We start from the raw sequence: 22,669 nt of genomic DNA on the forward strand, positions 1-22,669 counted from the left end.
CCCCCGGACGCGATCACCGCCATTATCCGGTGAATCTTGAACATCCTTTGCCGCACAGGCCTTAAAGTCACTCTGAGTCATGGGTACGTTACGTAACGCTGTCGACGGCCGGATAGCCGGGAGTTCGGGGGTTCATGGTGTCTGACCAGCGGATTCATGAGCATCCGGCCGCGACGGCCGACTGGCTGCGGGCCGCCCGCGCCGCGCGTGCGCTGTCGGTGGCCACGCTCGCCTGGCTGGCCGTGGAGAGCACGCTGGGCCTGGCCGCCGGGCTGTCGGCGCATTCCGTCGCGCTGATCGGGTGGGGGCTGTCGGCCTTCGCCGAGGCGGGGGCGAGCCTGATCGTGGTGTGGCGCTTCACCGGCGCGCGCACGCTGTCGCCGCACGCCGAGACGACCGCCAGGCGGGCGGTGGCGGTGAGCTTCTGGCTGCTCGCGCCCTATCTCGTCGGGCATGTCGCGCATGATCTCGACGCCGGCCACCGGGCCACGCCGACCGTGCTCGGCATCGTGGTCACGACGGTCAGCCTGGTCAGCATGCCCGCGCTGGGGCTGGTCAAGCGGCGGCTGGGGGCCCGGCTGGCGTCGGCGGCGACGTCCGGCGAGGGCACCCAGAACCTGATCTGCGCCGCCATGGCGGCCGGCGTGCTGGCCGGTCTGTGGCTGAACACGCTGGGCTGGTGGTGGGTGGATCCGGCCATGGCGGTGGCCCTCGCGGCGGTCGCGGTGCGTGAGGGAGCGCGCGCCTGGCGCGGTCACGCCTGCTGCCATTGACCGCCACTCTCCGTAATAGACGCACCAAAAGAGCGGTTTTGCCACACAGAGCCCACCGAGTAGTGTTCCCGGAGTATTGCGGAGCAACTCCGGCTAGGGTCTCCGGAAGGTCTCAACACACCTAAGAGGACATCGTGGGGCGACACCGGACAGACGAGCTCGACGGCGGCTACCGAGCCCAGGAACCACCCTCCCGCAGACGGTCGGTCAGCGGGCGCGGCAGGGTGCTCGTACCGCTGGCCGGGGCCGTCGCGCTGGCCGTGCTCCTCGGTGTCGCGGCGTTCGTGATCTTCAATCGGGAGCACGACTGCTCGGCCGGCAAGCTGCCGCTGCGCGTCGTGGCCACCCCCGACATCCACCCCGCGCTCAACAAGATCGCCGCCAACTACACCAAGGCCCTGCACTCGATCGACAGCAAGTGCGTCGAGGTCACCGTGACCAGGGAGGCGGCGGCCAAGACCGCGAACGGGCTGGCCGCCGGCAAGTCCGGCGCCGACGTGTGGGTGGCCGACTCCAGCCTGCTGGTGGGCAATCTCCGCAACTCCCCCGCGGGCTCGGCGCTGCCGGAGCCGGCCGGCTCGGTCGCCCTGTCGCCCGTCGTGCTGGCCGCGGCCAAGTCCGCCGCGGCGAAGCTGTCCGGCAGCCTGACGCCGAGCTGGGCGGGCATGATCGCGGCGGCCAACGTGGCCAACCCCGACGGTCCCGGCAGGAAGGTCCGGGTACTGGCGCTCGACCCGCAGAAGAACTCCGCCGGGCTGGCCGCGCTGCTGGCCGCCGCCACCTCGGCCAAGGAGGCCGGGCAGAACAAGGCGCTGGTCGGCGCGCTGAAGGAGATCTCCGGCCAGCTCGCCTCCGACCCGGCGGCGCTGCTGGCCAGCCTGACGGTGAAGTCGGGCAGCAAGGTGCCGGTCGGCGTCGCCTCCGAGCAGGCCGTCTACGCCCACAACGCCAAGAAGCCCGAGGCCCCGGTGGTCGCCCTCTATCCCAAGGAGGGCACGCTCAGCCTCGACTACCCGCTCACGATCGTCACCAAGGACCCGGCGGTCCAGAAGGCGGCCGCGGACTTCAGGCAGGACCTCGGCACGGACGCGGCCAAGAAGATCCTGCGCGACGCGGGCTTCCGCAGCCCCGACGGCAAGGCCGGCGAGACGCTGACGAAGGAGAAGGGGTTCGTCCCCGACAAGCCGGAGGCGCTGCCGCGGCCCGACGCCAAGAGCGTGGCCTCGATGGTGCAGACCTGGTCGCGGCTGAACCTCGGCACCCGGCTGCTCACCCTGCTCGACGTCTCAGGCACGATGGCGCTGCCCGTCCCCGGCACGAACATGACCCGCATGCAGGCCATCAACAAGATCGCCATGGAGGGCCTGGGGCTGTTCCCGGCCGACTCCGAGCTGGGCCTGTGGACGTTCTCCACCCACATGGACGGACAGGGCAAGGACTGGCAGGAACTCGTCTCCGTCGGCCCGCTCGCCGAGTCCACCAACGGCGTGCTCCGCAAGCAGGCGCTGGTCCGGCAGTTCGGGCAGATCCAGGCCAAGGCCACCGGCGACACCGGCCTGAACGACACCATCAAGGCCGCCTACGGCGAGCTGACGAAGACGTACCAGGAAGACAAGATCAACACCCTGCTGATCCTGACGGACGGCGCGGGCAACGACGACCCCGACGGCGGCGTCTCGAACGCCCAGATCCTGCAGTACCTCAAGAAGACCTACAACCCGAAGCGGCCGATCAGCATCCTGCTCATCGCCTTCGGCCCGGAGGCCGAGGCGGGCAGGAAGCAGATGGACACGCTGGCCAAGACGACCGGCGGCGAGGCCTACATCGCCAAGGACGTGCTCCAGGTCCGCGACTTCTTCCTCCAGGGCATGGAACGCCGTCTCTGCGCCCCCGACTGCGACGGCTGAGCCACTCCCGTCACACGGATCACGACGTCATGCCGGTTGGGCATGACCGCGGCCGCGCCGGTCAACCTGGCCGATCGAGGCGGCGTCCTCTCCCGCGTGGGGGCCTGAGCGCCCGTTCCACCCGCGGGGAGGGGAATCCGTGCCTGGATGGCCGACGGTCGGCCGCGCCGACGATCAGGAACTGGCCGCCGCTCTGCGGCGGGCCGACACCGACGCTCCCGCCGCCCTGTACGACTCCTACGGCGAACGGCTCTACGACTACGCCCTCTCGCTGATCGGCGACCGGGACTCGGCCGCCGACGCCGTGCACGACGCCCTGGTGACCGCGCAGGGCTGCGTGGACCGGCTGAAGGAGGCCGGCCGCCTGCGCGCCTGGGTGTACGCGCTGACCAGGTTCCAGGTCCGGGCCAGGATGGCCCACCGCGGCACGCCCGCCGGGGGCCTGCCGCAGGCGCATCCGTCCGGGCCGCCGTCCGGGCCGTCGTCCACGCCGCCGTCCGGGGAGCCCGACTCCGAGCTGGCCGGGCTGGTCCGCGAGACGCTGGGCGAGCTGAGCGGGAACGAGCGCGAGATCGTCCTGCTGTCGCTGCGGCACGGCCTGACGCCGGTCGAGGTCGCCTCGGTGCTGGGGTTGACCTCCCGTCAGGCCGCCACCCGGCTGGGCCGGGCCCGCGACCAGTTGGAGAACGCGGCCGCGGCGGTCGTCCTGGCCAAGACGGGCCGGGCGCACTGCCCGGACCTGTCGGCGATGGTGGACTCCTGGGAGGGGCCGCTCACGCCGTTGCTGCGGCGGCGGCTGTCGGGGCACATCGCCGGGTGCGAGGTGTGCACCGAGGGCAAGCACCGGCAGGTCGCGGCGTCGCGCCTGCTCGACCTGGTGCCGGTCGAGTTCCCGCCGCTCTCGCTGCGCCGCCGGGTGGTGGACACCTGCGTCGATCCCGGGCGCGACCAGACCAGGACGCTGATCACCGACCGCGGCGACAACTTCGACCGCACCGGCTTCCCGGTGGCCGCCGAACGGCGCTCGCGCCGCCGCCGTCCGCGTCGTCTCGGGCCGGTGGTGCTGGCCGGGGTGTGCGTGCTGGCCGCGACCGGGGCGGTGGTCGTGCTGAACGGCGGCGACGCCGCGCAGACCGCGCTCACCCTGACGCCCACGCCTACGCTCTCCCCCTCCTCCGAGCGCACGCCGGCGCCGGAGGAGGAGGAGGAGGAGGTGACGCCCGAGCCCACGCCGAGCGCCGACGCGCCGGAGGCGTCCCCGTCCGCCACGCCGACGGTCCGGCGGCCCGCCCGGCGGCCCAGCGGCGGGCCGGCCGCGCCCACGGTGAGCCGCCGCAGGCCCGCGCCGGTCGCCCGGCTCGGCACGACGTGCCCCGCCTCGATCGCGGGCGCGGCCAAGATCGGGCTGCGCGCCCGCAACGCCGCGGTCTCCTGGGTGGCGACCGCGTCACAGGGCCTCGATGTCTTCCCCGCCAGCGGTTCGGTCAAGGCGGGCGGCTCGGTGTCGATCTGGGTGACCGTCGTGGACCCGAGCGCCGGCGGCCGCGGCCGCGTCTCGTTCACCTCGAACGGCGGCGCCGCCAGTTGCTCGCTGGCCTGGAACGCCGACCGCGCCCCGGAGTCCGATCCCCCCTCCGACCCGCCCACGCCCACCGCCGAGCCGTCCGAGGCGCCGAGCGACGGACAGACCTCGAATGTGGACGCCGCGCCACAAGGGTGACGAACAACTCCCCTGCAAGAGCGGACATAACGGGATAAACAGGACCCTGGCTCGAACATCATAGGCCACATAGGGCATTCTGGTTAGCTTGGGGAACACGCCCGGAAACCCGGAGTCACCACGTCCTGTGGCGGAAGTCACAGGAGAAACTTCGCCATGCCGGTGAACCTCAACGGCTCACCAAGCGTCGGCATTGACGTGCCCGGACCAGGATTGGTCCCATGAAAATCGATCAACCATGTCTTGACCAGAAAGAGCAGGAGAGAAACAGGAGATGCTCAAGCACCGCAGAGCGCTGGCATGGCTGCTGGCGCTCGCCTGCATAGCGGGGGCCGTGGTCGCGCTGTTCGACCTCGACACCCCGCTGCGCCCGTTCTTGATCTCCCTGTTCCTCATGGTGGTGCCGGGGGCGGCGGTGGTGGGACTGTTGCGCGATCGTGACCCCCTTGCCGCACTATCAGTAGGAGCCGCGGCCAGCCTCGTCCTGAACGTGCTCCTCGCCGAAGCCATGCTGCTGTTCAACGCATGGTCGCCCAGAGCCGGCGTGGCGACGGTCGCCGTGCTCGGCGGGTTCATGTACGTGCTTCGCGTGTTGTACCGGGGGAAGAACATGCAGACCGAACAGGGGGCCAGGGCAAGGTGAACATCCAGGTAGTGCGCCCGAGAGACCTCGGCGACTCCGAACGCGCCCGATGGCGCGAGCTCCAGAAGGCCGATCCGAGTCTGGACAACCCGTTCCTGTCCGTCGAGTTCGCCGTGGCGATGGACCGCTTGCGTGACTACGTGAGGGTGGCGGTCATCTCCGACGGCAACCGCATCGCCGGGTTCTTCCCGTACGAGCGGCACAGCTTCGGCATCGGCAAGCCGCTGGGCGGCTTCCTCACCACCTGCCACGGCCTGATCGCCGTCCCCGACCTGCACCTCGACGCCAAGCAGCTGCTGCGCGCCTGCAAGCTCAGCGTGTTCGACTTCGACCACCTGGTCGCCGGCCAGCCGACGTTCGCCCCGTACGAGGCCGACGTGCGCCCGGCCCCCGTGATGGATTTCACCTCCGGCTTCGACTCCTGGCTGGAGCAGGTCAAGGCCAACTCCCCCAAGAACCTCAAGACCGTCCGCTACAAGGAGCGCAAGTTCGGCCGCGAGCAGGGCGGGCTGCGCTTCGAGTGGAACGCCACCGACCCCGAGGTCCTGCGCACGCTGCTGGCCTGGAAGTCCGACCAGTACCGGCGCACCGGCCGGGTCGACCGGTTCGCCCAGCCCTGGATCGTCGAACTCATCGACATGATGCATGCCGAGAAGTCATCGGACTTCTCCGGCATCCTCACCATGCTTTATGCCGGGGACGTGCCTGTCGCCGGGCATTTCGGTCTCCGTACGGCCACGACGCTTGTAGGGTGGTTCCCCGCCTACGACACCGAGTACGCCCGTTACTCGCCCGGCATCGTTCACCATCTGCAGATGGCCGAGGCCGCCGCGAACGACGGGATGCACATGGTCGACATGGGCAAGGGCGGCAAAGAGTACAAAGACTGGCTCAAGAGCGGGGTCCTGTACGTTGCCGAGGGCCGCATCTCACGACCGTCCGCGACAGCGGCCGTCCACTGGATGGGCCGAACTCCTTTCAACAAAGCTCGAACAATCGTCTTGGATCGACCGTCTCTTTATAAGGCGGCCGACCGCGTCCTCAAGGGCTTTGGTCGGGTGCGCACCTCGATGCAGCAGCAGCAGGAGTCACCCAATGTAGTCAAGGAACCAACGGGAGCCGGCTGAACGCTCCCGGCACCACCCCCCGGCACCAGCACACACCCTCACTCCACAGGACCCAACAATGCACCGCTCGTCGGCTCCGCCATTCCCGCAGCACCCGGGGATGACTCCGTGCGGTGAGCAGGGCCGGGTCCCGGAAGGATATCCCTCGCCATGAGTCCCGAGATCACCAAGCACAACGGCAAGGTCCAGAAGTCGCCCTTGCGTTCCATGCCGCCCCCTTCGAGCTTCACGCCCGTCACCCCTCACCTGGCCATTTCCCCTACGGTGAGCGTGGTCGTCCCGGCGATGAACGAGGCCGAGAACCTGCCGCACGTCTTCGCGACGATCCCCCAGTGGGTCGACGAGATCGTGCTCGTCGACGGCAACTCCGTCGACGACACCGTCGAGGTCGCCAAGCGCCTGCGGCCCAACGTGAAGATCGTCACGCAGACCGGCAAGGGCAAGGGCGACGCCCTGTCCGCCGGCTTCGCCGCGTGCACCAGCGACATCATCGTCATGATCGACGCCGACGGCTCGACGGACGGCCGCGAGATCATCTCGTTCGTGGGCGCCCTCGTGACCGGGGCCGACTTCGTCAAGGGCTCGCGCTACGCCGCCGGCGGCGGCAGCGACGACCTGACGCTCAACCGGCGCCTGGGCAACAAGGTCCTCACCGGCATCGTCAACGTGATGTACAAGACCAGCTACACCGACCTGTGCTACGGCTACAACGCGTTCTGGGCGCGTCACCTCGACGTGCTCGACCTCGACTGCGACGGCTTCGAGGTCGAGACCCTGATGAACGTGCGGGCGGCCAAGGCCGGGCTGAAGGTGCACGAGGTGCCCAGCCACGAGCGCAACCGCATTCACGGCGAGAGCAACCTGCGTGCCGTACGAGATGGCTTCCGTGTGCTCAAGACGATCCTGAAGGAGTGGCGCCGCCAGCCCTCCGCCCCTCAGCCTGAGCCCACCGCCACTCCCGCCGCTGACCGAGGCGTCGCGTAAGAGGAACCGTTGTGAACACGTCTGTTGTCATCTGCGTCTACACAGAAGAGCGCTGGGAGGACATCAGGCAGGCAGTCGAGTCGGTCGAGAACCAGAGCCGCCCGGCACACGAGCTGATCCTGGTGGTCGACCACAATCCGGACCTGCACCTGAAGCTCAAGCGCGCCTATCCACAGGCCATCGTGGTGGAGAACACGCACGAGCAGGGGCTGTCCGGCGGCAAGAACACCGGCGTGGCCACGGCCACCGGTGAGATCGTCGCGTTTCTCGACGACGACGCGGTCGCCGACGCGGGGTGGCTGGAGGCTTTGGAGGAGGGCTTCCAGGAATCCGGTGTGGTGGGCGTGGGCGGGCGTACCGACCCCTTGTGGGCGTCGAAGCGCCGGCCCCGCTGGTTCCCGTACGAGTTCGACTGGACGGTCGGGTGCACGTACCGCGGCATGCCCGCGGTACGCGCGCCGATCCGCAACGTCATGGGCGGCAACGCCGCCTTCCTGCGCGAGGTCGTCGCCGAGGTCGGCGGCTTCCACAGCGGCATCGGCCGCAGCGTGCAGGGCCGCAAGTCGCGCCCGCTGGGCTGCGAGGAGACCGAGTTCTGCATCAGGCTGAGCCAGCGCAAGCCGGGCTCGGTCATGCTGTTCGAGCCCCGCGCGGTCATCGGGCACAAGGTGTCCAGGCAGCGCGAGGGCTTCGCCTACTTCAGGTCCAGGTGCTACGCGGAGGGCCTGTCGAAGGCCCTGGTCACGCGGGAGGTCGGCACCCAGGACGGCCTGGCGAGCGAGCGCGCCCACGCGATGAAGACGCTGCCGCTCGGCGCGCTGCGCGGCGTGGGCGACGCCCTGCGCGGCGATCCGTCCGGGCTCGGCAGGGCCGCCGCGATCGTCGTCGGCCTGGCCTGGACGACCTGGGGTTACGTGGTCGGCACGGCACGGCTGAAGGTGGCACGCTCATGATCCGCATTCCGATCCTGATGTACCACTCGGTCAGCGACAGCCCCAACGACGAGACGCGGCCGCACGCCGTGCGGCCGTCCGACCTGGCCGAGCAGCTCGCCTACCTGTCGGAGAGCGGGTTCACCCCGCTCACGCTGGGCGACCTGGTGGCCGCGCTGAACAAGATCGACGGCCGTACGGTGCCGGCCAAGCCGATCGTCCTGACCTTCGACGACGGCTACGCCGACTTCCACAGCCAGGCGCTGCCCCTGCTCGACCGCTACAACTTCCCGGCCACGGTCTTCCTGACCAGCGGCTGGGTGTCCGACGCCGGCAAGGACGCCGCGGGCCGTCCGCTCGACGACATGCTGTCGTGGGGCCAGGCCCGCGAGGCCGCCCAGAACGGCATCGAGATCGGCGGCCACAGCCACAGCCACCCGCAGCTCGACCAGCTCCGCACCGACGACCTGCGGCAGGAGCTGCGCAGGAACAAGGGCCTGCTGGAGGAGAAGATCGGCGCGCCGGTCGCCACCATGGCCTACCCCTATGGCTACTCCAGCGCCCGGGTCCGCCACGAGGTGCGCAAGGCCGGCTACTTCGCCGCCTGCGCCGTGAGCAACACCATCGCGGCCGACCGCCACGACATGCTCGCCATCCCCCGGCTGACGGTCGGCAAGCCGACGACCATCAGCATGTTCAAGCGCGCCGTCGAAGGCAACGCCGTACCTCTCATCTACCTGCGCGAACGCATCCTCACCAAGGGGTACGCGGTCGTCCGGCGGACGAGGTACGGGCTGCAGCGGGTGCGCGGAAATGTCTAGCCTGCGGGAAAAGATCCTCCGCGACCTCAGCAATCCGCTCTTCCGCCAGGGTTACGCCCTGATGGCCAACACGGTCGTCACGGGCACCCTCGGCATGGGCTACTGGCTGCTCGCGGCGCACTTCTACACCCCCGAGGAGTTCGGGCGCGGCCAGGCGGTGATCACCGCGATGCGGCTGTTCGCGTCGCTGACCGCGCTCGGCTTCGTGGGGGCGCTGGCCCGCTTCCTGCCGGTGGCCGGGCGGCGCACGCCCGACCTCATCCTGCGCGGCTACGGCCTGGCCGCCGCCACGGGCGGGGTCGCGGCGCTCGGCTTCCTGCTGACGCTGCCGCTGTGGGGGAAGACGTACTCGGTGCTGGCCGGGTTCGGGCCGGGGCTGTTCTTCCTGGCCTCGGTGCTGGTGTGGGCCGTCTTCACGCTCCAGGACGTCGTGCTCACCGGGTTGCGCAAGGCCACCTGGGTGCCGGTCAACAACCTGGTGTTCGGCCTGGTCAAGATGGGCCTGCTGGTCGCGCTGGCCGGCGCGCTGCCCGACGGCGGGATCTTCGTCTCGTGGATGATCCCCACCGCCCTCGCGCTGATCCCGGTCAACTGGCTGATCTTCGGCGTCGTCGTGCCCCGGCACGTCAAGAGCCTCGGCACCGCCCACGAGCCGCCCGGCCTGCGGCAGATCGGCCGGTTCCTGGCCGGTGACTTCCCCGGCACCCTGTCGATCCTGGCGATCGTCTACCTGGTGCCCGTGGTGGTGGCGACCAAGGTGGGCGAGGCCACGTTCGGGCGCTTCTCGATGGCCCACACGCTGGCCAGCATGATCGAGCTGCTGGCCATGAACATGGCGGTGTCGCTGACGGTCGAGGGGTCGTTCGACCGTTCCAAACTGGCCCTGAACTGCCGGCGGGCGCTGCGGCGCGGCTTCATGATCGTGACTCCGATCATCGCGGTGGCGATCATCGGGGCGCCGCTGATCCTGACCGTCTTCGGCGCCCAGTTCGCCGACGAGGGGTCCACGCTGCTGCGGCTGATGGCGCTGGCCGTGCTGCCGCGGGTGCTGATCGAGGTGTACCTGAGCGCGTTGCGGGCGCAGAGTCACGCGCGCACGCTGGCGATCGTGCAGATCGGGCTGGCGGTGCTGGTGCTGGTGTCCACGGTGGCCCTTTTCCCGCACTTCGGGGTGAACGCCGTGGGTTACGGACTGCTCTTCAGCGAGCTCCTGGTGGCACTTCTGATCTTCGGAAATCTACGCAAAATACTCAATTTTGGTGAAACTGGGCAGCCGACTGTCACTCAGGGGTCGTCCGGGGCCGCATGATGGTCAACGTGAGGCAACGGGACGGCGATGGCATGACTAAGGGGAAGACCGGCTCCTCCGACGTTCGCAAGGACGCCGGGGAGGAGACAGAGACGCCCTTCGATCCGGAGGCCACGGGGGTGATCCCGCGGCTGACGTTCGACGACGGTCAAGGGGGCGCTCCGGCGTCCCCGCCGGCATCGGACGAGGAGGCGCCGGAGGTGTCCGGCTCCCCGGCGGAGGTGAACGCCGAGACGACGACGGCCTTCCGCGTCCCCGGAACCGTGCACATCGGCCACCCTCCCACGACTGACGAGCCCGCCTCCGGGCCTTCGCAGGCGTTCGCGGAGCGTGACGGCGCGGCCCAGCCCAAGACGGTGGGGCCCAACGCGTTCACCGCCAGGGCACCCCACGCCCCGGCCGAGCCGTCCGGCACCGAGAAGCCCGCGACTTCGGACGCGAAGAGCTCGCCGACCGCCGGGACCATGCCGATGCCTGCGGCGGAGTCGTCCCAGGCTCCCGCCGCCGGGGCTGCCAAGGGCGGCTCCCCCACGACTGCTGACAGCGGCGACAGCTCCTCGAAGAGCTCCGCGACACCTCAAGGCGCGGGAGGTGGCCCGAAGGGCTCCGACTCGGCTGGATCGGGAGCTGCGGGATCGGCTGGTTCGGGTGCTGCGGGATCGGCCGGGTCGGGAGCTGCGGGATCGGCCGGATCGGGTGCTGCGGGATCGGCTGGGTCGCCTGCGACAGGGCCTGCTCGTTCCGGGGGCTCCTCCGAGGCGGGGGGCGCCTCGCCGAACGGAGAGGCGGGCGCCGGGCGTACCGGGGTCGCCGACGCGGGGAGCGCAGGCGCGTCCGGCGCGGATGCCGCGTCCGGCGCGGATGCCGCGTCCGGCGCGGATGCCGCGTCCGGCGCGGGTGCCGCCCGTGCTGCCGGCTCCGGCGCCATGGGCGCCGGTGCGTCTGGTGTGTCCGGTTCCCAGGGCAGCCGGCCCGAGGGCCCTGCCGCCGGGGGTTCCCAGGCGGGCCGTCCTGATGGGGCTGCCGTCGATGGTGAGAGTGACGGCAGGACCGTGGCCTTCCGGGCGCCTGTTTCCCGGACGGCCGATGCCGGTGCCGTCGCGGCGTCCGGGGTCGGGGCTCCGGTGGTCGAGCGGGCTCCGGCGGCTTCCGGTGACGGGCAGGTCGTGGGCGGCCCACTGGGCGGCCCCCTGGGCGGCGAAGGCGCGCCCGTGGCCGCGGGGCAGAAGGGCCGGACCGCCGGCGGGCGGGTCGGGGCACTGGTCGCCAGCGCGCCCAAGTGGCTGCCCGTCGTCCTCGTGCTTGAGGGCCTGCTCATGTACATCCTCGCCCTGCGCGTGCCCCCGGGCCCGCTGTGGGGTGTGGACCCGGAGAACATCAACGGCCTGGGCCTGATCTCGGCGCTGCCGGCGACCGCGTTCGTCGCCCTCCTGATCATGATCGTGTCGTTCTTCGTCACGGTCGCCCAGAGCACCGACCGCAAGTTCCTGCTGCTGTTCCAGATCGCCGCCATCACGTTCGCCCTGCACGGCGCGGGCGCCCTGGTGGCCACCGAGCCGCGCTTCCCCACGGCGTACATCCACGCCGGTTTCGTGGAGTTCATCTCCAGGACGGGCGAGACGGCGATCAGCATCGACGCCCGCATGGGCTGGCCGGGTTTCTTCGCGTTGTTCGCGTTCGTCACCAAGGCCGCCGGCATCACCGACATGACGACGATCCTGCAGTGGACGCCGCTCCTGTCGAACCTGCTCTACCTGCTCCCGTTCGTCCTGATCCTGCGCCAGGTGGTCGCGACGACGCGGGCCCGCTGGTTCGCGGCGCTGCTGTTCATCCTCGTGCAGTGGATCGGACAGGACTACTTCTCGCCGCAGGGGTTCACCTTCGCCCTGTATCTGGCGTTCGTGGCGATCCTGTTGCGCTGGTTCGGACGGGTGGAGCCGCGTACCAAGCCGATCCCGTCCAAGGGGCTGCGCAAGCTGCTGGGCAAGCTCGACGCGATGACGCCCGGCGAGATCGTGAACACCGGCACCTACCGGGCCGACAAGCTGCTGATGCTGCTGATGCTGCTGGCGTTGTTCTTCGCGTCGGTGGCCTCGCACCAGATCACGCCGTTCATGATGCTCGGCGTGGTGACCGCGTTCCTGATCTTCAAGCGGACCTCGCTGACCTGGGCGCTGCCGTTCTTCCTCGGTCTCGTGACGCTGGCGTGGATCAGCTACATGACGGTCGGGTTCTGGGCGGGCCAGATCGACGCGATCTTCGGCGGCCTGGGCAAGATCCTGCAGAACATCGGCAGCGCCACCTCCGACCGCGTCGAGGGCAGCGACCCGGCGCACGCGCTGGTGTTGCAGGCGCGGCTCGGCATCCTCGGGGTCATCCTCTCGCTGGCGGCGGCCGGGCTGTTCCGGCGGCTGCGCCGCGGGGTGTTCGACCGGTCCGCGCTGATCCTGCTGTGCGTGCCGGTGCTGGCGCTGGGGCTGCAGAGCTACGGCGGCGAGATCGGGCTGCGCATCTACATGTTCGCGCTGCCCGGCTCCTGCCTGCTGGCCGCCTACGCGTTCTTCCCGAACCTGCCGGCCGACAGCGCGGACGTGCGCGAGGAGACCGTGCCGCTGCGCAGGCGGAACGTGCGCTTCAACCCCGAGCTGACCAGGAAGATCTCGGTCGTGCTCGCGGCCTGCTTCGCCGTGCTGTTCGCCTTCGCGTTCCTGCTGGCCCGGTACGGCAACGAGAAGTTCGAACGGGTCACCACCGGCGAGGTCGCCGCCCTGCACTACGTCTACGACCACGACAAGCCGAGCGCCAAGGTGCTCTACCTGGTGCCCAAGGAGGGCCCGGAGGTCACGCCGACCCTGCCGTGGGGCGAGCGGGACGTCGAGCTGGTCAACTTCGGCGTCCAGGCGCGGGTGCACAAGGACCCGACGCAGATCGCCGACGCGGTGGCCAAGCTGAAGGAGCAGCCGCGCAACTCGTACCTGATGGTGAGCCGCGGGCAGGTCAGCTACCTGCAGCTCAACGAGGGCTTCCCGGAGGACTGGGGACAGCGGTTCCGGGCCGCGCTGGACGCCTCGCCCGACCTGAAGAAGGTCTTCTCCAACGACGACGCCGCGCTCTACACCTGGAAGAAGTTCGTGAAGGGCACGGAGATCCCCGATCCCAACCCCTACAAGGGACGTGGCGACCCCACCTCGCCGTGGACGCCCGTCGGCATCGGGGCGTTGGTCGTGACGTGGGTGGCGCTGTTCGGCTACGAGGTCATCCGGCTGAACGGGCCGAACCGGGCACGGCGGGCGCGCAGGGGGCTGATGTTCCTGGCCATCCCGTCGTTCTTGATCTCAATAGCAGTGATCGTGGAGAGATTTATCCACATCGCACTAAATAACTGAATTCACAGGAAACGCTAAGGTTTTGCGGGATGATGTAGGCCTGATGAGGACACAGGAGACACTTCCCGCCATGCCCGATGCACGACTCGCGGCCGCGAGGATCACTTCTGTGGACGCCCTGCGCGGCTTCTCGCTGCTGGGGATCCTCGTCGTCAACATCGCCTTCCTGGCCTCCGGTTACCGGATGGCCGGGATGGCCGAGCCCGGCTTCGACTCCTCGCTCGACTGGGTCGTGCGCTGGCTCGTGACGCTGTTCATGGAGAACAAGTTCTACCTGCTGTTCTCCTTCCTGTTCGGCTACAGCTTCACGCTCCAGCTCGACTCGGCCGTCCGGCAGGGGCGGGCGTTCGTGCCGATGTTCCTGCGCCGCCTGGGCGGGCTGCTGCTGATCGGCCTGGCCCACGCGGTGCTGCTGTTCCCCGGCGACATCCTGACCACGTACGCGTTCGTCGGGATCGCGCTGCTGGTGCTGCGCCGGATCGGCCCCAAGACCGCGATCGTGCTGGCCGGGCTGCTGACCCTGGTGCTCGCGTTCGGGTTCCTCATGCTGGCCCTGCTGGCGATGGTCGGCCTGGACGCCTCCGGCACGGTCGCCGAGGGCACCGCCGAGGCCGCCAGGTCCGACACCGCCCTCGGCGGGGTGTTCTGGCAGATCATCTCCGAGCACATGCGCAAGCTGTCGCTGATCGTCCTGCTGCGGGTGTTGTTCCAGGGGCCGGCGGTGCTGGCCGCGTGCCTGATCGGGCTGGCGGTCGGCAAGCTGGGCGTGCTGCGGGACCTGTCGGCGCACAAGGTGGCGCTGCGCAGGCTGCAGTGGACCGGGTTCACGGTCGGGCTGGCCGGGGCCTTCGTCTACACGCAGTCGGCCTGGAACGGCACGGTGAACAAGTTCCTGGGCGAGGCGATCGACCTGGTGACCGCGCCGCTGCTGGCCGCCGCGTACGCGGCCACGTTCCTGCGGGTGCTGCCGTACCTGCCGCGGGTGGGCCGGGCCCTGGCCGCCCCCGGGCGGATGGCCCTGTCGAACTACCTGGGCCAGTCGCTGATCTGTTCGCTGATCTTCACCGGTTACGGCCTGGCCCTGGTGGACCGGGTCAGCCCCGGCGTCGAGGTGCTGATCGCGCTGGCCATCTTCACCGTCCAGGTGCTCTACAGCCACTGGTGGCTCAAGGGACACCGGTACGGGCCGGTGGAGTGGGTGCTGCGCTTCCTGACGTACTGGCGCAGGCCCACGGGCGAGCGGCGCAAGGCGCCCGACTCCGCGCAGACCGTCTGAAATCTTCTGCCCAAAAACCCCTTGGGCGAGGTACGCTCTCATGTGTAAGGAAAATCTTTCACGTGACGGGAAATCATGACCGATGCCGGGCCGACCGGTGACGAGCTGGTCGAGATGCTGGCGGCGCTGGGCAACCCCCTGCGGGTGCGCATCGTCGCGACCCTGGCCGCCGGCCGCGACTATGTGAGCCACCTGGCCCGCGAGATCGGCGTCAGCCGTCCGCTCCTCCACATGCACCTGCGGCGGCTGGAAGCGGCCGGCCTGATCGTCGGCACGCTGGAGCTCTCCGAGGACGGCAAGGCCATGAAGTACTACGAAGTCACCGACTTCGACGTCCACCTCACCGCAGCGGCGCTGGCCGAGGCGGCCAAGACCCTCACCGCGCCCGACCCGGAGCCCAAGGAGCGCCCCTGATGCCCACCGCCTGGCCCGAGGTGATCTTCATCCTCGGTGTGCTGCTCGTGACCGGCTTCCTGATCTGCCTGGTCATCGTCGGCCTCTTCGACTTCCGCAAGGCGAAGCTGGAGGCCCTGCAGAAGGACGACCTGCGCCGGCTCGTGCACCGGTTCGAGCAGCTCGCCGAGAACACCCTTGACGCCCAGCAGCGCTCGGCCGCCGACCTGGCGGAGCTGCGCGCCCGCACGGCGTCGATCGAGCAGATCCTCAGAACCGTCGAGTAGGAGCGTGCCATGAAGGCCATCCGTTACGCCGCCTACGGGCCGCCCGAGGCTGTCATCGAACTGCGCGAGGTCGATCCGCCGCCGGTCGGCGACGACGACGTGCTGGTCCGGGTGCGGGCCGCGGCCGTCAACCCGGGCGACTGGCACTTCGTGCGCGGTCTGCCGTACGTGATGCGGACCGTCTCCGGGCTACGCCGCCCCACGTTCGACGGGCTCGGCATGGACCTGGCCGGTCAGGTCGAGGCGACGGGCCGCAACGTCACCCGGCTGAAGCCCGGCGACGAGGTGTTCGGCCACTTCCGGGGCGCCTTCGCCGAGTACGTCGCCGTCCCCCAGGACAAGGTGCTGCTGGAGAAGCCGGCCGGTTCGACGTACGAGCAGGCGGCGGCCGTGCCGCTGGCGGCGCTGACCGCCTACGAGGCCCTGGCCACCAGAGGCGAGGTCAAACCGGGGCAGAAGGTCCTGGTCGTCGGCGCGGCGGGCGGGGTGGGGACGTTCGCGGTGCAGATCGCCAAGGCGCTGGGCGCCGAGGTGACCGGCGTGTGCAGCGGCGGCAAGGCGGAGCTCGTCGCGTCCTTGGGGGCTGATGAGGTCATCGACTACACCCGGCAGGACTTCGCCCAGCATCCCGGCCGGTACGACGTCATCCTCGACAACGTCGGCGACCGGCCCCTCGCGGACTACCGGCGGGCCCTCGCCCCCACCGGCACCTACGTCCCCAACGGGGGCTCCGGCGGCGGGTCGCTGCTCGGGCCGGCCGGGCGCATCCTGCGCGTCCTCGCGACCAAGCCGTTCGTCCGGCAGCGCCTGGTCAACTTCGTCACGTCCGCGGACCGGGACGCGCTGGCCGCCGTGCGCGGGCTCGTCGAGGCGGGCCAGGTCGTCCCGGTCGTCAGCCGGACGTACCGGCTGGACCAGGTGCCCGAGGCCATCGCCCACGTCGAGCAGGGCCACGCCACGGGCAAGGTCGTCGTCACCCTCTAGACGCACCCAGGCGGCGCTGGGCGGAGCGGAGCATGGCCCGGACGACGATCGGGTGCACGAGGCGTACCGGCCAGAAGTAGAGCCGGCCGCGCCGGCCCTTCAGCCGGACGGTGGTCGTGACCCGCACGAGCCGGGCCTCGCGATCGACCCCCACCCCGCAGCGGAAGTCCAGGTGCCGGTCGTCGGCCACGATCAGCGCCTCCTCCCCCTCGACCCGGGCGACCCCGAAGACGTCGCGCGGCGCGCGCGGGATGCCGACCAGCGGCACGACCGCCTGGCGCAACCACAGGGCCGCGGCGATCCAGCGGGGCATCGACCTGATCGAGAAGACGGCCTTCGCCCAGGCCCGCGGGTCGTCGGTCGCGCGCGGTGGCAGCACGCCGACGACCACGTCGGCGTAGTCGGGCGCGGGCATGTCGTCCAGGGCGGACGACCAGTAGACGGGTGTTCTCATGACGCCTCCATACGGTGCCGTATGGTGAGGACTATACGGTACCGTATGGCGAATGGCGCAAGGGGGCCGGATCACGGCGGAACAGTGGGTGGACGCGGCGTACGCGCGGTTCACCAAGATCGGGCTGGACTCGGTGCGGGTCGAGGCCGTCGCCCGCGACCTCGGCACCACCAAGGGCTCCTTCTACTGGCACCACGCCGACCGCGGCGCGCTCGTCCGGGCGGTCATGGAACGCTGGGAGGCCGAGGAGACCGAGCACATCATCGCGGCCGCCTCCGCCGAGGCCGAGCCGCGCGCCCGGCTGCGCGCCCTGTTCGGCACGGTCGCGGCCCGCGCGGGGCGGCGCGGCGGCGAGAGCCGCCTCTACCTCGACGCCGAACGCGAGGGCGTCGCCGACATCGTCACCCGGGTCACCCGCCGCCGCGTCGACTTCGTCGCCGGGCTCCTGGTGGGGCTGGGCTTCGACGAGGAGGAGGCGGAACGGCGGGCGCTGCTCGCGCTGGCGGTGGTGCTCGGCCTCCAGCAGCTCGAACGCGGCACGCGGCCGCACATCGAGCTCGACCGGGCGCTCCTCACCGAGACCGCCTTCACGATGGCCGTCACGCCGCCACCCGCCCAGGGCGAGTGAGGGCCGATCGCGAAGGTCCCGTCAGGGCCGACCGCGAAGGTCCCGTCAGGGCCGATCGTGGAGGCCCGTCAGGGCCGCGTCAGGCCGCTGCTGGGCGGTCCGGGTGGGCTGCCTGCGGTCAGGCGTCTGGGCCGTTGCGCTGGAGTTCCAGGAAGTCCTGGTCGCAGCTCAGGCGGTAGCCGTCCGGGGTGCGGAAGTGTTCCTGGAGGTAGGCGGCGACCTCGTCCATGGCGGGCGGCTGCGACAGCGGGACGACGTTCAGCATGAACTGCGCGACGGCCAGGGCGGTTTCCAGGTCGGGCATGGTGACGGAGGCCGGGTCGGTGCTGATGCCGATCTCCCATTCGGTGCCTGCGGTGGCGGCGAAGGCGCGTCCGAGGGCGTCCAGGTCGTAGCGGTGGCCGGTGAAGCGGCGCAGCAGGCGCATGCAGTCGCTGTCGGGGTTCTGCATGACGACCACCGCGAAGCCGCCCTCGGCCGTCCAGGAGGCCAGCCTCTGGAGCTGCCGCAGCCAGGACTGCTGCGGGAGGTAGTACAGGACGTGCGCGCACAACACCAGGTCGGCGGTCTCCTCCGGGTCGGCGGTGGCGATGTCCTGACCGAGGATCGTGGCCTCGGGACACCGGCGGGCCAGTTCGGCCCGCAGGTGCTCGTTCGGCTCGATGGCGATCGTCCGGTCGAACCTGGGGGCCAGCCACGCGGTGGTCTCGCCCGTCCCCGCGCCGGCGTCGATGAGCGTACGGCGGTGGGGCAGCCGTCCCACGACCCGGGCCAGTTCTTCGCGGGCCCGGATCTTCTGGTCGGTGTGGGCCAGGAAGGTGGCGAAGGCGGCGTCGTAGGCCGCGCTCATCGGGTCGAGGATGTGCACGATGGGCGGCTCGGCGTTGCTGTCGGTCATCACGGTCCCCGGCATCACAAGTCAGTCACTTTCGGCTTATGGAGCACCACTCTACGTTCACAGGTCTCCGGATCGGTGAAGCGGTGGACCGTACCGGGCGGCTGCCCCGGGACGGGCCCCGGTGTCATGAAGCCGGGGTCGTGAAGCCGGGGTCGTGAAGCCGGGGTCGTGAAGCCGGGGTCGTGAAGCCGGGGTCGGGTGGGAGGGGCCTGGGTGCGGGCTCGGGTGTCGGGAGTCGCCGGGGGTGAGGGCGAGGCAGGCTTGGGCAGGCCGGCGGGTGAGGGCGATGCCTGGGGTGAGGGGCTTTCGTGGGTGTTCGGCGCGGGGTGACGGTGTCGTGGTGTCGGTGCAGGAGGCCGGCGGCGAACCCCGGGAGGCGAGGCGCGGGGTGAACGCCGTACCACGCCGGTAACCGAACAACGACGCGCCAACCAGGGGGTGCCGAAGGCGCCTTTCCAGGGTGCCTAAGGCGCCCTTTCAGGGGTGCCAAGGCGCCTTCCAGGAATGGGAACCATCAGTGCCGCAGGCGCCTCTCCAGGGTGGGCTGCAACAGGCCCACAGGGTATCCGGGCAACGGGCTGGGTGGACCATGGGCGCCAAAGGCGCCGGAGGTGGGAACCATCAGCGCCGCAGGCGCCTCTCCAGGGTGGGCTCCAGCAGGCCCACCCGGTAACCAGGCAACGGGCTGGGTGGGCCAGGGGCGCCGAAGGCGCCGGGTTTGGGACCATGGGCGCCGAAGGCGTCGGGTGCCGTCAGGCGCCGCCTCTTCCCGCCCACTTGATCTCGTACGCCCCCAGCGTCACCGCCTTGCCGTCCACCGTGGCCGTCACCTCCCGGTCGGAGGTGTTCACCATGACGACCTGCTGCTCCTGTGCCAGCACCTTCACCTTCGGGTCGGACGACGTCACCGCGCTGTCGAGCCGCGCCCCCGCCGGGAACCACCGGGTGAACCCGCTCAGCAGCCCCGCCATCGGCATCTCGTCCCCCCGCCCGGGCGCCCAGAGGCAGCCGTCGCACTGGCCCGTCCCCTTCACCTGCGGGTTCCAGTACAGGGCGGTGGTGACGCCGCTCCTGGCGAACTCCATCATCGCCGCCGCCTGCACGGCCGTGCGCCGCTCCTCGCTCCACCCGGAGTTCTCCGGCTCGACGTACCACTCGGCCCACCAGACGGGCAGGTCGTCGCTCTTCTCCCGCAGCCACTTCGTGATCGCGCCGAACTTGCCGAGCGCGCCGAAGTCGTCGGGAACGTTCCCCTTGTCGGTCGTCATCGAGGCGCCGTCCACGACGATGAAGTCGGCGCCCTTCTTGTGCTCGATCCAGTACTCGATGGCGTCGAGCGCCCGCTGGTCGACGGTCCCCCACGGCCCCTTCAGCTCGGACGGCCCGCCGCCCGAGCCGGTCTCGATCGGCATGTACGGCCCGCCCACCTTGATCTGCGGGTCAACCTTCTTCAACGCCGTGTAGACCTTGTTGTAGAGCTGGGTGTACCCCTCGGCGTCCCAGCGGTTGGTGGAGGGGTCCCAGAAGCCCTTGAACTCGTTCCACACCATGTAGTACTTGACGGTCGGGTACTGCCGGGCCACCCGCGCGGCCAGCTTGGCGTAGTCGTCGAAGTGCTCCGGTTTGGGGGCGACGGTGTGGTTCTTGCTCCAGTCGGTACGTCCGGGCTGCCCGCCCTTCATCCAGTCGGGCGCGCAGCACAGGGTGATCACCGGCACCGCCCGCGACGACGCCATGAACGTCAGCCGCCGGTCGAGGTCGCGGAAGCTGAACTGCCCGGGGCTCGGCTCGGGGTTGCCCACGCCCCAGCCCATGATGTGCTGGTTCTGCAGCATCGGCACCCGTCCGAGCAGGCCCCTGGCCTGTTCGACGACCTGGCGCGGCTCGGTCTCGGTGCTGTACTGCGTGTGCGTGATGCCCCACCGGGGCCAGTCGTGGAGCACGGGCGGCTGTTCGAGCCGCGGCGGCGCCTGGGTGGGCCCGACCTCGGCCACCTCGCCACCCTTGAAGCCCTCGCGGGAGCTCGACCGCATGCCCGCGTAGACCATGATGCCGACGACGAGCACGACCGCGAGGACGCCGGCCCCCAGGGCGATCGGCCATGGCGACCGTTTGCGCGCGTGTCTGCCCTCGGTGGGAATCACGGAACGCTCCTTACCATCACGCAACGTACAAGGGCCAGGCAGTGCCCGGCCCTTATGACGGTAATCGTTCCGCTTGCAGCAGACTTGCTGTCAATCGGAAGCGGGTGGGCGCTGACCGCCCGCGGGCCCGGGAACCCCCGAGTAACGGTACGGCACCGGCTGCCTACCCGGCTGCACGACGAGCAGGGTGCCCGGCGTCTCGGCGTAGAAGGCGGACTCGACGGCCGCGGCGACGTCCTCGGCCGTGAGCAGCGGGAATCCGGCGTCGACGAACATCTCCCGCGCGGCGGCCACCAGCGGGGTGTCGGTGAATCCGGGGCAGACCGCGTTGATCCGGATGTTCTGCTGGGACAGCGGCTCGGCCAGCGCCCGGACCAGGCCGACGACGGCGTGCTTGGTCATGGTGTAGATCGGGTCGCCGGAAAAGGCCACCAGCCCGGCCAGCGAGGACGTGGCCACGATCGCGCCGCCGCCCGACCTGGCCAGCAGCGGCACGCTGGCGCGCACGCCGAAGACGACGCCGTCCACGTTCACGCCGACGACCGCGCGGTAGCGCTCCAGGTCGAAGTTCGCCAGGTCGACGCCCCCGGAGATGCCGGCGTTGAGGTGCACCAGGTCGAGGCGGCCGTACCGCTGCTCGGCGAGCGCGACGGCCTCCAGGGAGGCTTCCTCGGTGCTGACGTCGGCGGCCAGCCACGCGCCCTCGACCTCCTTGGCCACCCGCTCGACGCCCTCGCCGTCGCGGTCGACGAGGACGCACTTCGCGCCGCCCGACGACAGCCGCCGGGCCACCGCGGCGCCGATGCCGCTGGCCGCTCCGGTGATGAGTGCAACTGTGCTCATGGGGCTCCTTGCGGGATCAGGGCTGGTCGAGCATGCGATGGGCGCGGGAGATCAGCGTCGGCACGGCCGCGCCGATGCGGTCGAACCCCTCCCCCACGGTCTTACCCTGCTTGAAGCGGGCGTGGATGCCCTCCACGATCACCGCCAGCTTGAAGTTGCCGAAGGCCACGTAGAACCCGAGGTCCGAGATGTCGCGGCCGGAGACCTTCCCGTAGTGGGCGGCGAACTCGGCGGCGTTCATGAACCCCGGCGCCACCGTCACGTCGCCCGACACGGGGATGCGGGCCCGTTCGTCGTCCCCGCGGTCGTGCCAGTACGTCAGCGTGAGCCCCAGGTCGGCCAGCGGGTCGCCGAGCGTGGACATCTCCCAGTCGACCACGGCCATGATCTCGATCTCGGCCGGCGGCGGCGCCAGGCGCACCAGCGTGTTGTCCAGCCGGTAGTCGCCGTGCACCAGGGTGCTGTCGGACGCGGCGAGCAGCCGCTCGCGCAGCCGCCGCACGAGGCTGTCGTAGTCGGGCAGGTCGGCGGTCTTCGACCGTTCCCACTGCTGGCACCACCGGTCGAGCTGCCGGGCCAGGTACCCCTCGGGACGGCCGAAGTCGCCGAGCCCCACCTCGCGGTAGTCCACGGCGTGGATGGCGGCCAGCACCTCGGCCAGCCGCTCCGACAGCCGCCGCGTCTGGGCCGGCGTCGGCTGCCCCAGCTCGTCCTTGGTCTGCACGGCGGCGCCGGGCACGTACCCCATGACATAGAACGGCGCCCCGACCACCTCCTCGTCGGCGCAGAAGGCGACGGGCTCGGGCACCGGGACGGGCGTCGGCGCCAGCGCGGAGATGACCCGCCACTCCCGCCGCATGTCGTGGGCGGTGGGCAGCACGTGACCCAGCGGCGGCCTGCGCAGCACCAGCCGGCGCTCGCGCGCCTCCACCAGGTAGGTCAGGTTCGACCTGCCTCCGGAGATCAGCGAGACGGACAGCGGCTCCCCGGCGTCCGGCACGTTCCTGCCCAGCCACGAGACCAGCCGCGGCCAGTCGATCCCTGGTACCGTCATGGACACACATTAGAACGCCACTCGGTCCTGAAAGCCAGCTGAGAGTTGCATAACAGTAGGCCCGGCACATCCCAGGCATGGGCGCCCATCCTTTAACCTGGCCCTA

At 70.5% G+C, this 22,669-nt stretch carries 21 protein-coding genes; 15 read left to right on the plus strand and 6 right to left on the minus strand.

Going from position 1 to position 22,669, the window contains the following annotated elements:
* The first annotated feature begins 134 nt into the window (after nucleotides 1-134).
* The 9 genes from ACWEJ6_RS00170 (at nucleotide 135) to ACWEJ6_RS00210 (ending at nucleotide 10,216) form a co-directional block, all read left to right on the plus strand.
* Entirely contained in the window at nucleotides 135-773 is a 639-nt protein-coding gene (locus ACWEJ6_RS00170) for a cation diffusion facilitator family transporter (RefSeq protein ID WP_358287994.1), read from the plus strand.
* A 134-nt stretch (nucleotides 774-907) separates the two neighbouring features.
* Entirely contained in the window at nucleotides 908-2,680 is a 1,773-nt protein-coding gene (locus tag ACWEJ6_RS00175) for a substrate-binding domain-containing protein (RefSeq protein ID WP_387670692.1), read from the plus strand.
* A gap of 139 nt (nucleotides 2,681-2,819) precedes the next feature.
* Nucleotides 2,820-4,400: an RNA polymerase sigma factor gene (locus ACWEJ6_RS00180; RefSeq protein WP_452420220.1), complete on the plus strand. Its 1,581-nt coding sequence runs from the start codon at nucleotides 2,820-2,822 to the stop codon at nucleotides 4,398-4,400.
* Between the two features lie 274 nt (nucleotides 4,401-4,674).
* Nucleotides 4,675-5,043, plus strand: coding sequence for a hypothetical protein (locus ACWEJ6_RS00185; RefSeq protein ID WP_352327059.1), 369 nt, complete (start codon nucleotides 4,675-4,677; stop codon nucleotides 5,041-5,043).
* Between the two features lie 11 nt (nucleotides 5,044-5,054).
* Entirely contained in the window at nucleotides 5,055-6,170 is a 1,116-nt protein-coding gene (locus tag ACWEJ6_RS00190; protein ID WP_358288003.1) for a GNAT family N-acetyltransferase, read from the plus strand.
* A 150-nt stretch (nucleotides 6,171-6,320) separates the two neighbouring features.
* A complete protein-coding gene (locus tag ACWEJ6_RS00195) occupies nucleotides 6,321-7,154 on the plus strand; it encodes a glycosyltransferase family 2 protein (protein WP_357978338.1) in 834 nt (277 codons plus the stop codon).
* An 11-nt stretch (nucleotides 7,155-7,165) separates the two neighbouring features.
* Nucleotides 7,166-8,107: a glycosyltransferase family 2 protein gene (locus tag ACWEJ6_RS00200; protein WP_358288006.1), complete on the plus strand. Its 942-nt coding sequence runs from the start codon at nucleotides 7,166-7,168 to the stop codon at nucleotides 8,105-8,107.
* On the plus strand, nucleotides 8,104-8,907 hold the full coding sequence (locus ACWEJ6_RS00205; RefSeq protein ID WP_358288009.1) for a polysaccharide deacetylase family protein: 804 nt from the start codon (nucleotides 8,104-8,106) through the stop codon (nucleotides 8,905-8,907). The genes ACWEJ6_RS00200 and ACWEJ6_RS00205 overlap by 4 nt, the downstream gene beginning before the upstream one ends.
* Nucleotides 8,900-10,216, plus strand: coding sequence for a lipopolysaccharide biosynthesis protein (locus tag ACWEJ6_RS00210; protein WP_452420223.1), 1,317 nt, complete (start codon nucleotides 8,900-8,902; stop codon nucleotides 10,214-10,216). The genes ACWEJ6_RS00205 and ACWEJ6_RS00210 overlap by 8 nt, the downstream gene beginning before the upstream one ends.
* Before the next feature lie 148 nt (nucleotides 10,217-10,364).
* Here ACWEJ6_RS00210 and ACWEJ6_RS00215 read toward each other — a convergent pair whose 3' ends face one another.
* The gene (locus ACWEJ6_RS00215) at nucleotides 10,365-10,733 is read right to left on the minus strand and encodes a hypothetical protein (RefSeq protein ID WP_452420225.1); all 369 of its coding nucleotides are present in this window, start codon (nucleotides 10,731-10,733) and stop codon (nucleotides 10,365-10,367) included.
* Between the two features lie 649 nt (nucleotides 10,734-11,382).
* On the opposite strand from ACWEJ6_RS00215, the gene ACWEJ6_RS00220 reads away from it, so the two are divergent.
* From ACWEJ6_RS00220 to ACWEJ6_RS00240, 5 genes are all read left to right on the plus strand, one after another.
* Complete coding sequence (locus tag ACWEJ6_RS00220) at nucleotides 11,383-13,602, plus strand: hypothetical protein (RefSeq protein ID WP_452420227.1); 2,220 nt, start codon at nucleotides 11,383-11,385, stop codon at nucleotides 13,600-13,602.
* Nucleotides 13,603-13,672: 70 nt separating this feature from the next.
* A complete protein-coding gene (locus ACWEJ6_RS00225; protein ID WP_452420229.1) occupies nucleotides 13,673-14,878 on the plus strand; it encodes a DUF418 domain-containing protein in 1,206 nt (401 codons plus the stop codon).
* 75 nt (nucleotides 14,879-14,953) lie between these two features.
* Nucleotides 14,954-15,292, plus strand: coding sequence for an ArsR/SmtB family transcription factor (locus ACWEJ6_RS00230; RefSeq protein WP_352351957.1), 339 nt, complete (start codon nucleotides 14,954-14,956; stop codon nucleotides 15,290-15,292).
* Nucleotides 15,292-15,558, plus strand: coding sequence for a hypothetical protein (locus ACWEJ6_RS00235; protein ID WP_352326042.1), 267 nt, complete (start codon nucleotides 15,292-15,294; stop codon nucleotides 15,556-15,558). Before ACWEJ6_RS00230 ends, ACWEJ6_RS00235 begins: the two co-directional genes overlap by 1 nt.
* A gap of 9 nt (nucleotides 15,559-15,567) precedes the next feature.
* Nucleotides 15,568-16,542, plus strand: a complete 975-nt coding sequence (locus ACWEJ6_RS00240) for an NAD(P)-dependent alcohol dehydrogenase (protein WP_452420231.1) — start codon at nucleotides 15,568-15,570, stop codon at nucleotides 16,540-16,542.
* Here ACWEJ6_RS00240 and ACWEJ6_RS00245 read toward each other — a convergent pair.
* Nucleotides 16,532-16,996 carry a DUF2867 domain-containing protein gene (locus tag ACWEJ6_RS00245; RefSeq protein ID WP_452420233.1) on the minus strand — a complete coding sequence of 155 codons (465 nt, stop codon included), beginning with the start codon at nucleotides 16,994-16,996 and terminating at the stop codon, nucleotides 16,532-16,534. The genes ACWEJ6_RS00240 and ACWEJ6_RS00245 overlap by 11 nt on opposite strands.
* A 52-nt stretch (nucleotides 16,997-17,048) precedes the next feature.
* On the opposite strand from ACWEJ6_RS00245, the gene ACWEJ6_RS00250 reads away from it, so the two are divergent.
* Nucleotides 17,049-17,624: a TetR/AcrR family transcriptional regulator gene (locus ACWEJ6_RS00250; RefSeq protein WP_452420235.1), complete on the plus strand. Its 576-nt coding sequence runs from the start codon at nucleotides 17,049-17,051 to the stop codon at nucleotides 17,622-17,624.
* A 118-nt stretch (nucleotides 17,625-17,742) separates the two neighbouring features.
* Here the strand turns inward: ACWEJ6_RS00250 and ACWEJ6_RS00255 are convergent, their stop codons facing one another.
* The 4 genes from ACWEJ6_RS00255 to ACWEJ6_RS00270 all read right to left on the minus strand — a co-directional run bounded on the left by ACWEJ6_RS00255 (nucleotide 17,743) and on the right by ACWEJ6_RS00270 (nucleotide 22,563).
* Entirely contained in the window at nucleotides 17,743-18,522 is a 780-nt protein-coding gene (locus ACWEJ6_RS00255) for a class I SAM-dependent methyltransferase (RefSeq protein WP_449920985.1), read from the minus strand.
* 752 nt (nucleotides 18,523-19,274) lie between these two features.
* Nucleotides 19,275-20,666 carry a GH39 family glycosyl hydrolase gene (locus tag ACWEJ6_RS00260; RefSeq protein WP_452420237.1) on the minus strand — a complete coding sequence of 464 codons (1,392 nt, stop codon included), beginning with the start codon at nucleotides 20,664-20,666 and terminating at the stop codon, nucleotides 19,275-19,277.
* A gap of 90 nt (nucleotides 20,667-20,756) precedes the next feature.
* Nucleotides 20,757-21,509, minus strand: coding sequence for an SDR family NAD(P)-dependent oxidoreductase (locus ACWEJ6_RS00265; protein ID WP_452420239.1), 753 nt, complete (start codon nucleotides 21,507-21,509; stop codon nucleotides 20,757-20,759).
* 16 nt (nucleotides 21,510-21,525) lie between these two features.
* The gene (locus ACWEJ6_RS00270; protein WP_452420241.1) at nucleotides 21,526-22,563 is read right to left on the minus strand and encodes a phosphotransferase family protein; all 1,038 of its coding nucleotides are present in this window, start codon (nucleotides 22,561-22,563) and stop codon (nucleotides 21,526-21,528) included.
* Nucleotides 22,564-22,669 lie beyond the last annotated feature (106 nt).

The organism is Nonomuraea sp. NPDC004702 (assembly GCF_053601695.1).

Coding starts and splice junctions, on each gene's coding strand:
- ACWEJ6_RS00170 (WP_358287994.1), top strand. CDS start 135: ATGGTGTCTGACCAGCGGATTCATGAGCATCCGGCCGCGACGGCCGAC.
- ACWEJ6_RS00185 (WP_352327059.1), top strand. CDS start 4,675: ATGCTCAAGCACCGCAGAGCGCTGGCATGGCTGCTGGCGCTCGCCTGC.
- ACWEJ6_RS00195 (WP_357978338.1), top strand. CDS start 6,321: ATGAGTCCCGAGATCACCAAGCACAACGGCAAGGTCCAGAAGTCGCCC.
- ACWEJ6_RS00205 (WP_358288009.1), top strand. CDS start 8,104: ATGATCCGCATTCCGATCCTGATGTACCACTCGGTCAGCGACAGCCCC.
- ACWEJ6_RS00210 (WP_452420223.1), top strand. CDS start 8,900: ATGTCTAGCCTGCGGGAAAAGATCCTCCGCGACCTCAGCAATCCGCTC.
- ACWEJ6_RS00225 (WP_452420229.1), top strand. CDS start 13,673: ATGCCCGATGCACGACTCGCGGCCGCGAGGATCACTTCTGTGGACGCC.
- ACWEJ6_RS00230 (WP_352351957.1), top strand. CDS start 14,954: ATGACCGATGCCGGGCCGACCGGTGACGAGCTGGTCGAGATGCTGGCG.
- ACWEJ6_RS00235 (WP_352326042.1), top strand. CDS start 15,292: ATGCCCACCGCCTGGCCCGAGGTGATCTTCATCCTCGGTGTGCTGCTC.
- ACWEJ6_RS00240 (WP_452420231.1), top strand. CDS start 15,568: ATGAAGGCCATCCGTTACGCCGCCTACGGGCCGCCCGAGGCTGTCATC.
- ACWEJ6_RS00245 (WP_452420233.1), bottom strand. CDS start 16,996: ATGAGAACACCCGTCTACTGGTCGTCCGCCCTGGACGACATGCCCGCG.
- ACWEJ6_RS00250 (WP_452420235.1), top strand. CDS start 17,049: ATGGCGCAAGGGGGCCGGATCACGGCGGAACAGTGGGTGGACGCGGCG.
- ACWEJ6_RS00255 (WP_449920985.1), bottom strand. CDS start 18,522: ATGACCGACAGCAACGCCGAGCCGCCCATCGTGCACATCCTCGACCCG.
- ACWEJ6_RS00265 (WP_452420239.1), bottom strand. CDS start 21,509: ATGAGCACAGTTGCACTCATCACCGGAGCGGCCAGCGGCATCGGCGCC.
- ACWEJ6_RS00270 (WP_452420241.1), bottom strand. CDS start 22,563: ATGACGGTACCAGGGATCGACTGGCCGCGGCTGGTCTCGTGGCTGGGC.